General features: G+C 37.2%; 11 protein-coding genes. 2 read left to right on the forward strand and 9 right to left on the reverse strand.

The window, feature by feature from the left end; genetic code table 11:
* Positions 1–260 precede the first annotated feature (260 nt).
* The 5 genes from OQE68_RS29460 to OQE68_RS29480 form a co-directional block, all read right to left on the reverse strand.
* On the reverse strand, positions 261–1,451 hold the full coding sequence (locus OQE68_RS29460; protein ID WP_266195991.1) for a transposase: 1,191 nt from the start codon (positions 1,449–1,451) through the stop codon (positions 261–263).
* A 92-nt stretch (positions 1,452–1,543) separates the two neighbouring features.
* The gene (locus tag OQE68_RS29465) at positions 1,544–2,131 is read right to left on the reverse strand and encodes a substrate-binding periplasmic protein (protein ID WP_266195992.1); all 588 of its coding nucleotides are present in this window, start codon (positions 2,129–2,131) and stop codon (positions 1,544–1,546) included.
* A 913-nt stretch (positions 2,132–3,044) separates the two neighbouring features.
* On the reverse strand, positions 3,045–4,184 hold the full coding sequence (locus OQE68_RS29470) for an HNH endonuclease (RefSeq protein WP_180571520.1): 1,140 nt from the start codon (positions 4,182–4,184) through the stop codon (positions 3,045–3,047).
* A complete protein-coding gene (locus OQE68_RS29475) occupies positions 4,181–4,888 on the reverse strand; it encodes an OmpA/MotB family protein (protein WP_180571519.1) in 708 nt (235 codons plus the stop codon). Before OQE68_RS29475 ends, OQE68_RS29470 begins: the two co-directional genes overlap by 4 nt.
* Positions 4,885–6,528 carry a MotA/TolQ/ExbB proton channel family protein gene (locus OQE68_RS29480; protein WP_180571518.1) on the reverse strand — a complete coding sequence of 548 codons (1,644 nt, stop codon included), beginning with the start codon at positions 6,526–6,528 and terminating at the stop codon, positions 4,885–4,887. The genes OQE68_RS29475 and OQE68_RS29480 overlap by 4 nt, the downstream gene beginning before the upstream one ends.
* A 741-nt stretch (positions 6,529–7,269) precedes the next feature.
* On the opposite strand from OQE68_RS29480, the gene OQE68_RS29485 reads away from it, so the two are divergent.
* Both OQE68_RS29485 and OQE68_RS29490 read left to right on the forward strand, forming a co-directional pair.
* Entirely contained in the window at positions 7,270–7,878 is a 609-nt protein-coding gene (locus OQE68_RS29485) for a type IV toxin-antitoxin system AbiEi family antitoxin domain-containing protein (protein ID WP_219340239.1), read from the forward strand.
* Positions 7,879–7,901: 23 nt separating this feature from the next.
* Entirely contained in the window at positions 7,902–8,765 is an 864-nt protein-coding gene (locus tag OQE68_RS29490) for a nucleotidyl transferase AbiEii/AbiGii toxin family protein (RefSeq protein WP_266195993.1), read from the forward strand.
* 171 nt (positions 8,766–8,936) lie between these two features.
* On the opposite strand, the gene OQE68_RS29495 is transcribed toward OQE68_RS29490, so the two are convergent.
* The 4 genes from OQE68_RS29495 to OQE68_RS29510 all read right to left on the reverse strand — a co-directional run bounded on the left by OQE68_RS29495 (position 8,937) and on the right by OQE68_RS29510 (position 12,922).
* Positions 8,937–9,989: a M12 family metallopeptidase gene (locus OQE68_RS29495; protein ID WP_180571948.1), complete on the reverse strand. Its 1,053-nt coding sequence runs from the start codon at positions 9,987–9,989 to the stop codon at positions 8,937–8,939.
* A gap of 454 nt (positions 9,990–10,443) precedes the next feature.
* Positions 10,444–11,400: a hypothetical protein gene (locus tag OQE68_RS29500; protein ID WP_180571535.1), complete on the reverse strand. Its 957-nt coding sequence runs from the start codon at positions 11,398–11,400 to the stop codon at positions 10,444–10,446.
* A gap of 628 nt (positions 11,401–12,028) precedes the next feature.
* Entirely contained in the window at positions 12,029–12,433 is a 405-nt protein-coding gene (locus OQE68_RS29505; RefSeq protein WP_180571534.1) for a GFA family protein, read from the reverse strand.
* 192 nt (positions 12,434–12,625) lie between these two features.
* Positions 12,626–12,922, reverse strand: coding sequence for a DUF2310 family Zn-ribbon-containing protein (locus OQE68_RS29510; RefSeq protein ID WP_180571533.1), 297 nt, complete (start codon positions 12,920–12,922; stop codon positions 12,626–12,628).
* Between the last annotated feature and the right edge of the window lie 112 nt (positions 12,923–13,034).

Raw genomic sequence — 13,034 nt, forward strand, 5'->3', positions numbered from 1 at the left:
GTTTCGGGGGAGTGGAACAGCCAGAACAATCCGACCGAACCCTCCTTCTAGCCCACTACCCTTTATTAATTATTTTAATCTAAATAAAATATTTTTTATAGATTTTTTCGTATGACCCGTTTTTCTTTACTGTATCAAAAGCATTTCTAAGCTTCTCTACGATTTCATTAGAAAGCTTTAAACTACCTGCAAGGTATAAATCCTCATTTTGGAACGAAATACTATATGATGGTTGTCTTGTAACAATACTGTAGACACTTTTAAGCAGCAATAGCCCCATAGTCGCTCATCCGTTCATATACCTGAGCGACTTTTTGTGTACTTATGCTCAGACCTAACTCATCAAAAAGTTTTTTCATTAAATGTTGATTAAATTTTTTACGTTTCCAGGAGGCAATTGAAATAACCGTTTCATTATTGTTTCCTTTTAACTGCTGATCTTCTAGTTTCAATAAATTTAGTGCTGACAATGAAGCATTTAAATGTGTATGGATGGCTTCTTTTTTACGTGATTGACAATGGGTTAATCCTGTGTGCTGCTTAGCATCTCGGAATAGAAATTCAATTTGAAAGCGTGCTTTATAATAGTTAATGATTGTCATTGCATCCAGTTCTGTATCAGTCGAATAAAGTAATACTCTACTGGCTTGAGTATCTTGGACTTGCCTCAACATCACGACTTTAATAGCCCGCTTGAATTTCTTTGAATAAACCTTTTTTGTGTAGACTTCTACGCCATCTTGTAAGCAGCCCTCTTGATCAAAACGATGCAGTTCTTGTTCAAAATAAACCTTTCCATCATATTTTTTGGGACGTCCAAACCCGCTGTATGCACCTTCATAAAACCACTGTAAATCAGCGTCAATTCTGAGTTTGCCAACAAGTTTTAATTTCGCTTTAACCACAGGAGTGATAAATTTTTCTTTACTATAGTAAGCATCGGCGACTAAATACTGAATGCCTTGTTCTAGAAGCTGGGGAGCCAACTCCACTACTTGTTCTGCATAGACTTCAACACGTGTTTTATTTTGTTGATCGATGGTTTGACGCACATCGTAAGTAAAAGCTGTATTCAATTTAAGATCAACCAACGCGAGAAGTGAAGCTTCTAAGCCCTGCTGGGATTGACTCGTTGAACCATTATAAAAGTAGCCTAAGCCCTCAGTCTTCTTTCCTGACTTACTAATAAAGCTAGCATCGATAGCAGCTATACGTTCATTATCAGGGAGAGTAAGAGTTAATGCACCCCTATTAAACTGGGTAAAATCAAACTGACGCTTATACCAGCGGCTAAAACGCTTTTCATTCATTTGGCTATAACGACTCATGTTTCTATAGGTCGCTTTACCTTGAAATACCACTAGCGTCGTCAATAAAGCGGCGATAAATGTCCGTTGAGGTTTATTAATATTGGACATTGAGCGTAAAACCGTTTTTACTATGCTTTCCAAAGATAGATTCCTGTGACAATTCGACTTTGACAACCGCATTCTCGCAGTTTCTATCTTTGGTTCAATCCTACCATTTTAAGACCAAAAACTGTCTACAGTATTGTTGTAATATCTTCTTTTTTAAGTAAATAAAATGCTCTTACGGTTGGAACATACCATGCGTCAACACGGTTATAAATTAACATCCTAGCATTTTGAATTTCTTTGGTAACTAACTGTATTCTTTTAAAATTGTTCTTATTCAAGAAACGACTCCAAGGGGTTTCTCTAGCCACACTGATAGAAAGTCGCTTTGCTTCTACAAGCGTCTTAGGAGGAGAACCTGTTATCATGACAAAGCTGACTTCTATAGACAAAAGATTCACAATCCATAAATAGTTAGGTTCTCTGTTTTTAGTACGAGTTAGCCCAAAAATTAAATAATTATTTTTTTCTCTTGCTGTCTTTTGAGCTCTTGGCCAGGGTGAAAATCTTGGTTTATAGGGAAGATTTGCATGCTGGTGCATCAAACCTACTATTTCGTATAAAAAACCACGTTGTTCCTTACTATCTTCTACTGTAAATGGAGGAAGGTCAGCTGTTATCTGCATTATCGAATTAGAACTTCCAAACGCATGTGAATAAAATAATAAAAGTGATATTATCATATATTTATTTGCTTTATAAAAAAAACCATACATACTATCAACCTCATTGGTGGGTAGACAAATAAAGTCTTTAGTAAGATCGCCTCCCAACTTTCGTCATATTTTGGGCACCTAAATGCTCCAGGCCTTGGATGTGTGCGGGAAAATAAAGCCACCCCTTAGAACAACCATTATTGGGTGGGTAATAGAACATATAATCATATAATAACGAAACAACTCTTCAGACTAAGATAGTTACCAAATACTAATGTAAAAATTAAAAAGTATCGAGTAACTTAAATTTATATTAATGAGATTAATTGTGAAAAAATATTATTTATAATTTGTTTTCCTTACTCGATCTCGAATAATATAAGTTGATATCTTACCATTATGCTTTTATATAATACCATATAAGTTGATTTTCGGTAGCTAACTATCATAGGGACTCAAACTTATACCTAATTATCACTATACCTAAGCCACTACTCTCCTCAATGCTCCATCCCCTACCCGCCTCTCCTGTCGTCTTCTCAAAAACAGCCGATAAGACCATGATTAGGATGGTATTTTATGTGGCAGTATTATTTATTATCAAAACTGTTTTCTTATTACGTTTCTTCTAAGGCTCACTCTTTTTAGCTTTTTATAGTCATAGTAAAAGTATATTACTGGGATAAAATACGAAATTATTATTCCACCTATTTTCGCTAAAGGTAACGGCATAGTTAAAAATATTAACTCTATTCCCCAAAATATGAACCATATTACACTTGCTACAATATATAAAATAGAAATTATATGTTTAACTAGTGCAGCTTTTACTAATGAATTTATTCTCACATACTTTATAAACTTTCTTCGTAGGATATGTTTCACTTATCTTTCTATATTATTACTAATGAATTATTTGCCAGACTCTCCTGAAAGAGGCCTAGGCTACCCTCACTTGGTTTAGCAAATTGTATTAGCGCATATAAGACTTAAATTTACTAAACCTTTCTTTTTTATTCAAAACATTGTGTGCGTCTTTAAATTCTAAAATATACCACTTGTCTACTTTTACAGCTTTCCCACTAAGCAGTGCTACTCTTTTGCTCGGCCAAGCAATGTCTAAGTAAATAGTTTCATTAGTCTGCTGATTAGTGACAGGATACTGTACATGCGGTAACTCTAAACCAAGCGACTGACACATTTCAATAAAACCAAATAAGGCAGGATCAACAAACTTTCTAACACTTTGCCAATTTGTTGGATTTGTTAACCCTTGCTCTCGTCTCAATCTAGTTATGGTGCTCATTTGATGAAAAGAGACTGGCATATGTTGATGAAATGGCTCTTTCCGGTGGCAGTCTTTACAGAGTGCTATTAAGTCCTGTATAGACGAGTTTGACTTGATTCTTTCAGGGTGATGAGCATCTAATAAGTGCTTTTTCGTTCGAAGATTAACGTTGCAGTTTTGACATGTGTAATTAACCCTTTTCCTACATGCCTTTGAGCGTTCATAAAAGTCATCATCATAGCCACGGTGCCGGTGAGCAAACTGTTCTCTGGGTAGATGCTGAAACATTGAGCTATAAGTAGAAAAAAACTCTTTCAGATCGAATTTGCTAACAATTTCTTCTTTTGCTTCTAAGGGGGCGTTTGCGTAACCGTTGTAATTCAGATATCTCAAACACAGTTTGCATACCCGAAGTTTCACTTCTCCAGATATCTCTTTTTTATTACTTCGCCGTTCACCATATATTTTAAACTTGCCCGAAGTTCCTGTGGTGACAATATAGCGATCACCTGAATCCTTTTCCCTCATTTCAATGATTTTTTTACATTCAGCGACATGAAACTTATTTCCTTCACTGCCATCTTTAAGTGCAGCCTCTATGTTTTTGTGGTCAGGGATGTATAGTAAAGTCTGCCTCCCATTCGTACTTATTAGGCCTGTATTAGTCTGAACGTGATCTATCTTGAGTTGAATACCTTCAATTAGTTCTTGGTCAAAAGCAAATTCAGCTTCTGGCATCGCTGGTTCAATCTCGAAATCACATGACTCAGCTTCCATCATCACCAAACTTCTTTCTAACTTGGAAAAATCAACATTTAGCTTCATGATCTATCCTTGTATATCTCTCTCAATTTCGCATCTGCATTGGTTATCACTGTAAAATTCACTCTACGAGACGCTTCTTTATTTTCAGAATTATTTTTGTGTCGTTCTAACCTAGATGAAGAATATCCGATGGCAACGAGTTTACTTCTTATAAACAGGTCATCACTGATTTGAGGTAAGGCATAAAGATGTGTGAGAACAGATTTAGTGCGCTCCTGAGATAATTCCATATTCTGGTAGTATGCCTCTTTAGGGGGAGTATTGCCTTCCCATTCGGAGCTTGTATGACCTTCTATTCGTACTTCCTGTATTACATCAAAAAATGGTGTTAACGCACTAAAATAACGAGGTGCAAACTCGTTTAGCAGCTGTCTGTACTGCTCATTAATTTCAGACTTTCCTCCCTTAAACAGAATATCTGGAGAGCGAAATGTTAATGTAAGGGTCTTTTTACTTAGATCAGCATCCCATCTTTTAAGGTCCTCGCCAAACTCTAGCAAGAGAGCTCTATATATCGCCAATTGAGTATCCCTGTACTCAAGAGCAATTCCTTCAATCCGGTTTTTATCCTTTTGCACATTCAGCATAAAAGCAATGGCAATGAACATGAATACGACCATTAGACCTGCCATTAAATCCGATATAGATAACCAATGTGACTCCTCCTGATTATTTTTTCCCTGAGCAGTCATGAGTTCCTTCATTGAGCAACCCTGCTGATCGGTTGTTGAGTCAAGACGTTTTCCATAACTTTAATTAACCTGGTGTAGTCAGACGCAAATTTTTCTGTAACAGCACCAAGATTGCTACCCAGTTGTTGAATCACTCGCTCTAGCTCTTCTCCCATGGATTGATCGATCATTTTCATTGACGTTGAAATAGTATCATTGTTTTTCAGTAACGTTTGCTCCATGGACTGCTCGATACCACCAAATAGTTTCTCGACTTCTTGCCTGTGGAGTTTAGTGAGCTCTTCTACTGTGATCGCAAGTTGATCACGGATTTGGTTTAGTTCTTTGTTATAGTATTGCGAAAACTCCGTTGTATCTTGAAGTAGGTTGTTACCAGCATTTTTGAGTGATGCGCCAACTTCCAAGCTTCCTGATTTAAGTTCTTCGATCAATACACGCATTTGTCCGTTGATGTCCTCTAGCACGATTGAAAATTGTTCCTTAATTTCGTCACTGGCATTTGCTGTAGTTTGTGCTGACTCAGTTAATGCAGCTCTTGTCTGATCTACAGATTCTATATATTGGTCAGCACTCTGAGATATGACGTTTTCAATTTTTTCTGCGCTAGTAGTAATGCCTTCTGCTAACAAGTCATTTGCTTGTTTTACGCCTTCAATTGCAGAGTCAATTTTTTCTTTTATCTCTGGAACAGATGCAACTGCTGCATCTCTGACTTGAACGAATGCATCGAGGTGTTTATCAAGTTCTTTAATTTGATGTTGGTTGACCTCTATAACTGTTTTCAAACTATTCATGTTTTCAGGGATGGAGCTGGTGTGCTCGGTAATTTTAGATACTGAGGCTTCAGTTTCAGATATGACCTGAACACCTAGCGCATATTTTTCCTGCATATCTGCCAATTGGATCTTATAATTTTCTTGCCATTCTACAAGCTTAAATACAGCCTCGTTTAGATCTGAAAAATTTTTTCCAAATTGTTCTTTAAGCTGATTATTAAAGTCTTTGATTACACTATTTAGTGCTACGATGACCTGTTCTGTTGCTGACTCAGACATTAGCTCTGCGAAATTATCAAGCTTGTTCCACAGCCGCTCTTGGAACTCCGCAAAATTGCTCTCCCTCTCTTTACCTGTGTTAATAAACTCCTCCATTTTCTCCTTCAACTGAGTAATTGAACTGGTGTTATTACCATCACCCTTTTCTATGGCAACTTTGACTTCACTGGATATAGCTAATTGTTGAGACATAACCTCATAAATATCTGAAGCGTCCACGTTATCTTTACGATATTCGCCCTCAGAAGAGTTTTTTTGTTCAATATAGGAGTCAACTAGCTTGTAAAGAATGGAAAGTAGAATACCGAAAATAGACGTTACAAAAGCAGTTTTTAATCCTTCAAGTAAAGGCCCAATGCTGCCTTCAATATCACTAGTGTTAAAATGCAAGAGGCCAGCCACTATACCTATGAATGTGCCAAATATACCAAATGATGTCAGTAGTGTCGGAGCATAGTTGGTAAATCCTGTATGCTCATTTTTACGTTTGTAATAAATGGCGCTAATAAGCACCAGGAAAAGAAGTACAAGGATAACATCTGTAAGGAATTCCGGTTTAACCGCTTTCAACCCCTCTTCAATGACACCTGACAACATTGGCTAATTCCTTTTTTAACATTGTGACAGAAAAATTTAGCCAGAGAGGTTACTAAAATTAGTCAGATTGCGTCCATGATTATTCGAGGTATAGTTATCCTAATGAGAGTCTGCAATGGTTCCTGCATTAATTAAGCAGCTAAATGGTTAATAGTTGGCCAAAAGTCCTTATTACAGAGGCTGATAGGCCGCCCTCTGGTTCAATTCCTCAACCCCAGATAACTACCGAAAGAGGTCTCCATATCCCCAAATATATAGCCAAAGCAGCAGCGAGATACTTAAGCATTTTGAGTAAATAGTTGTATTTGGTTGTTAGAGCATCACCTTTTTTAACTTGAATTCGGAGTAAAAAATAACCAAAAATTGAGGGTTTTATGAGCTTATAAGGTTTGCAAGTAGTTGCAAAGCATAGAAGATTTTATTAGTGACTTGTTATGTAGGCTTACTCTCTATTGTTTCAGAGCCAAAAAGGTATTAATTAGAGCAACAAGCAATCAAACTGTTCAAACAATTTACTAATTGTGTATTTTTTACTCCGAATTCACGTTTTTTTAAGGTCATCCCAGCTTTTGCCACTTTTGCTGATGGGACTTATGAGGCCACCCAAGGTAAATAATTTAAACTTCACCCATACGGCGAACAAAACCATCATAGAGGGTTGGCCTATTAGCCCCTACCCGAAATGTTCCATATTCTAGGTAAATATTGACAAATACCGAGAATATGGAACATCATAAGAATATGAAAACGGAAACACATTTTCAGCAAGTTCTGAAGCTGGTGGGCTCTCATGGGTTGATTAGGAGCCATGATCTGGACGCTGTCAACGTGCCGAGAGTGACTCTCACGCGAATGGTTCGACGTGGCCTACTTGTTAGAGTTGATCGGGGGCTCTATTCTATCCCCGATCGCTCAGTTTCAGAACATACCAGCCTAGCCGAGGTATCCCGAAAGAACCCTCAAGCACTGGTTTGTCTACTATCAGCACTTCAGTTTCATGGACTAACTACCCAGGCACCATTTGAAGTTTGGATAGCCATACCAAATAAAGCTCATGCTCCCGCAATAGAATATCCGCCGCTTCGTGTCGTACGATTCTCCGGGAAGTCGCTAATTGAAGGGGTTGAAGATCATCTAGTGGAAGGCGTAACTGTTCACATAACTTGTGTTGCTAAGACTGTGGCTGACTGTTTTAAATTCCGAAATAAAATAGGCCTAGATGTGGCTCTTGAGGCACTGAATGAGTCATGGCAAAACAGGCGAGTGCAAATTGATGAACTATGGCGTTATGCCAGTATTTGCCGTGTCACTAATGTTATCCGTCCTTACCTTGAGAGCCTGACTTCATGAGTAAACGAAATATAGCTGCATCTGTGCGAGCCCGTCTACTAAATCATGCCAGAGCGACTAAGCAAGATTTCAATCTGGTACTTACCCGTTATGCACTTGAAAGGCTCCTATACCGGATCAGCGTATCACCGCATTCCAATACTTTTTTATTGAAGGGAGCCTTACTTTTTGATCTTTGGTTTGATATTCCACACCGGCCTACCCGAGATGTAGATTTTCTTGGTTTTGGCTCAGCTGAATTGCCCCACCTACAGGAAATTTTCAAGAATATTTGCACCGTTGAAGTAGATGATGGAATCCTTTTTCAAAAAGATACTGTCAACGCGGCGGAAATCCGCAAAGATTCACACTATGCTGGAGTACGTATTACATTGTTGTGTATTCTTGATAGTGCTCGATGCCAAGTACAGGTCGATATTGGTTTTGGTGACGCAGTAACACCTTCTCCAGAATCGGTCGATTATCCTGTAATATTCCCTGAGTTTGATGCTCCAAAACTGCTGGTATATCCAAAGTACACTGTTATTGCGGAGAAATTTCAAGCGCTCACATCCTTAGGCATTGCAAATAGTCGAATGAAGGACTATTTCGACCTATGGGTACTTTCCCAACATTCAAACTTTGAAGGGGAAACTCTTAAACAGGCCATACAGGCAACTTTCGAGAGGAGAAAAACTTCGCTACCAGATCAAACACCATTTGGCCTCACCGAGGCTTTCACACAAGATGCTCAAAAACAAACCCAGTGGAAGGCGTTCATTCGCAAAAATAATTTAGAAGCCGTATCCTTACCTGATATTGCCCTAACATTAATTGATTTTCTAATGCCTCCTATCATGAATACAACATTCAGGCTTGAGTGGAGTCCAGGCGGCCCATGGAATTAGTGACTGTGTAGCAAAACCCTAAGTGATTGATTTATAACATGAAAACTGGTTAACTATTATACAAAAGTTAACCAGTTTTCAGTGCCAGTAAGTCAGATTATGTACTTAAATTTGTAGTAAGCAAGCTAACCTCCTGTAGAAGTTAGCTGTACACATGCTAATCAGTGCTCGTTACTTCCACTTACACAATGATTGACCGTCTCTGACATCGCTTTCACAACTCGTTTTATCATTAAAACCTTCACACCATTGCTGGTGTTTAAAACCTTCTGCTTTATACTGAAAATTATTATTTTTTATACAACTTTGTGGCTTCACTTCAACGTAGCCTGGATACAAATAAGCAAGGCCTTCTAAATCCCCTCTGCTTAATTCTGGTTTTTTACTACAATAATTCATAATTGAATCTTTATCATATTGCCCAATATAGTAGTTGATACCACTAAAATCAGACTTAGATTCATTGACAATAACTTTGTGAGCGTTCGCAGCGCGGTTATTACATAAAACTCTATCTGATCGCTGATGCTCATGCAGAAGACCTAGCGCATGACCAAGTTCATGTACTACAGTATGGTGAAGTTTGGCAAAGTCTCTTTTATTAGTTAACTTTGGTGGTACTTTAAAATCTAATGCAGGTTGTCCTAGAGGTAATGCTACTTCATTAGGAACACCAGTTCCAGGGTAGCCTGCATTTATTCCATATCGATATTTTCCATCAGGAAATTTAAGAAATGGAGCACTACTAATGCTAAGCCTAATATTATTATTATTTGATAAATCTTCTATTGTACAGTTACTCCAACCAGTAAAGCGAATTTTTGTTAATTTATGGTATGATATATCAACAAAATATTCTATAAGTGTCTGATAAAATGGTATATTTTTTACGACTGAAGCATAGGATTTAGTTAGATTAAATTGAAGAACTAAACCTTCTCGAATCTGTTCAATATTTTTATTTCCACGAAATACGCTATCTGAATATTTATCAATTATTTTTTGAAGTTTTTCTTCGCTAATGTTATTAATCTGTTCCATATTTTTTATATATGTTAGCTCAGGTATAAAGTCAGATATTTTTTCAGGCCCTTTTATTTGCCAGCAAACTTTAATATTTCCTGGTTCAGGCCACTTGTTATCAGATGTATCAACTATTGAAGCAAAAGCAGGACTAATACTAAATAATAAACTCAAGGAAAGAATATTCTTATTAAACTTCATGAGAAAAGCCTTTTATAAAATCAAAATGTTAAATATTTAAAACATCGAGTTTCAATATATTAAAAATACTTATTGTATAAGTACTTAGCAACTTTTTATTAGGTGAGTGATAAGGCTTACTGTACTCGTTTCTGCCTTATTTCAAAATATATACGATATAAGCAGTAATACTTAAATATATTTTATTGATTCCTCTTTAGGCATACATCTTCCTTACAATTTACAGGCATGACTTCATTTCTTCGCCTAGCAAAGAACGATCAACACGACACCTGCAGACCAGTGATGGTGTAGTATATCGCTCGTTTCCCAGCCAACCATCATATAGTCAGTTATGAGTAAAACTTAACCATATGATTCTTTGGGCTACTGAGTGTTCCATCCCGCCTATAGCCCTTTACAATACATTTAAAATCAATCCCCAAATAGGTAGACCAGTCCAAGACTGGCCTACCTATTTAACTATGTCATGAAGCCAAGGTGCATCTAAAGTCCAGAAAATAATATTTACTCCGAGATAATGATCAGCAAATTCAATAAATTCTTCTTTGGTGAACTTATTTTTTGTTTGTGGATTGGTATATGTGAGCGTTGGTTGTTGAACAGCCATTGCAATAATGTCCAGCTTCCCTTGGTATTTATGGAAAAATGGATAGGAATTTTTCATGTGTCCATTTTTATAAGGAACAATATCAGGACCACCCAGTCCTATGCTGTTCTTATAAGCAATTTCAAATAGTTTAGACATATAGCCTTGATTATTATTCCATTCACAAGGCCAAAAATTAACGTACTGGATAACATGTGATTTTTTAAAAGATTTTTTGGCAAATAATATATTGTCTACTGTTGCTGAAAAATATCGGTCACATGTAAAACCTAGTTTAGTCGCTTTTTTTCTATCAATACCAATTGCTGTCTCTGGAAGGTTAATGCCCGCTATTTTTCCATCAAAGGACTCCGAAAGAGCTTTAAGAAGCTTTTGATATCTTTCCCTCAATTGAGAGTTCCATTGCATAGCAACCCAACCAGATCCTGCTGGTTTCCCTTCGCCAGGGTTGTCAGACTGTTGAATTAAACCTCCGAGATATTGTGGCTCATTCTGTAAATACAGAGGGATATTTCTGTGTTCAGGTTCAAAAAAGCGGTCTTGGATTTGAACAAATAACTTTTTATTCATTTTTTTTAAGATAGACATATCTCTTTCAATTGCAGAAAAATCATAGTTGTCTTTTGACTTTTCTAATTGTTTCCATGAATAAACAATCTGCGCACCTTTAATATCTTCTCGCAAAAAAATCGGACTCGTAAGTGAATCAGAATCAGTGAAAATATAGTTTTGGGGAGAATCAGCTTGGACCCTCTGCCAAAAAAGTAAAAAATACAACAGTAATGTAGTGATATTTCGCATAGCCTGAAACCTTACTTTTTTGCTGAAATCAGAATGATAATTCTTTAGTTAAGTTGGGTGTAACAGATCAGTAGCTTAGAATGCCATGGTGTGTGGATGTGCTAGTAGTGAAAAATAATACATAATTAACCATTATTGTATAATCGGATCATTTAAACCTTATAAAATAGTGTTTTTACAGCGGAATAAAAATATTGGCAGCTGAAAATAAAGACACCAAAAACATAAGCACAACTTTTTAGAATTATGAATTTTAATATCCAAAACCTTTTAATTGTCATTTGAATGTAAAATTTTATTCAGCCTTCTGATGTGTATAAAACACAACCAGATGACTCTCAGGGCCGCTTAGTGCTCTGTTTTCCTTCTCCCTCGCCTCAAGCCTTTCCAATAATAGCCGATAACGATCAGATTCGGATGTTTTTATATACGACAGTATCATAATACTGTTTTTGGTATTTTTTATTATCAAACTCTTGTTTTTATTACATTTTTTCCTAAAACCCTCCGATAATCCCAATTGTCGGAGTTATGAGGCTATTTTTTGAAGGTTTGATTACGAGCTGATCTGCTTTAGAAAGGAATGGCAGGCATGTGGAGAGCTGGCTAGATACGTGCAAATACCCGATTAATCATTTTGCGGAGGACCTTCTATATAAGCTTTAACACCTTCAGGAATTACTTCCCATGATGCCTTTGACCCAACATAAATATGGTAGCCAACTTCAATTTCAGGATTACCATTTAAACAGCCAAGTGTAATACCATGAACAGAGCCTTTATAGGTACCACACAATGTTGACCCGCACCGACTACAAAAGCGCAAACCATAACCAGGCTGTGATTCATAGCTGGTTAAAAGCTCCTCTCCTTTCATCCACACAAAGTCGCTTGGTTTTACAAGCGCATAGGATGATGCTTGCGAGCTAAATGCCTTACGGCAGCGCGAACAATGGCACGATCTCGCATCCCTTATAGTTCCTTCGACTTTGTACTTTATACTTCCACAAAAGCATTCACCCGTAATTGGCATTTATTCTCCTGATGCTTAACTATTAATGAGCATTACTCTGACGATGCTGGTATGAGCTTGCTATAGGCTTCCAGAAAAATAAGTTGGCAGTACACAATCATAAGCCCTATAAACTCAAGGGTTGTAGGAGGTAGTTCGCCAAGTTATTTATCTGGAAAGCTATAGATACCAGCTCTTAGCCTATTATTAGTTTCACACTATAACACGACAGTTATCACATTTACCTGTACCCCAAAACACTTCTTCATTCAATTGATCACCACAACAGGGGCAGTGGGTAGGTTTACCATCGTCTGTGTCATGAAACCACCAATAGTACGTAGGCCACTGTAATGAAAGCTCTTTGGCAAGCTTCATGCCCAAGACGTTAACCTCCCCTTTTGAGTCAAGTAATTTCTTCTTCGCATACTCCTCGTACTCACCTGAGTCGATCCATAGACGATATAAAGAACCATAGACGCTAAAGCAGCGTGCAATGCTGTCACACATTACACCTGTTATACCAAGCCTTTCCGGATCAATCTCTTTACGACATCTAAAACAATTAATGGGATTATTTGTAAACATGTAGACAAGTAGAAGACGATCAACAACTTCGCAC

Source organism: Spartinivicinus marinus, assembly GCF_026309355.1.
GTDB lineage: Bacteria > Pseudomonadota > Gammaproteobacteria > Pseudomonadales > Zooshikellaceae > Spartinivicinus > Spartinivicinus marinus.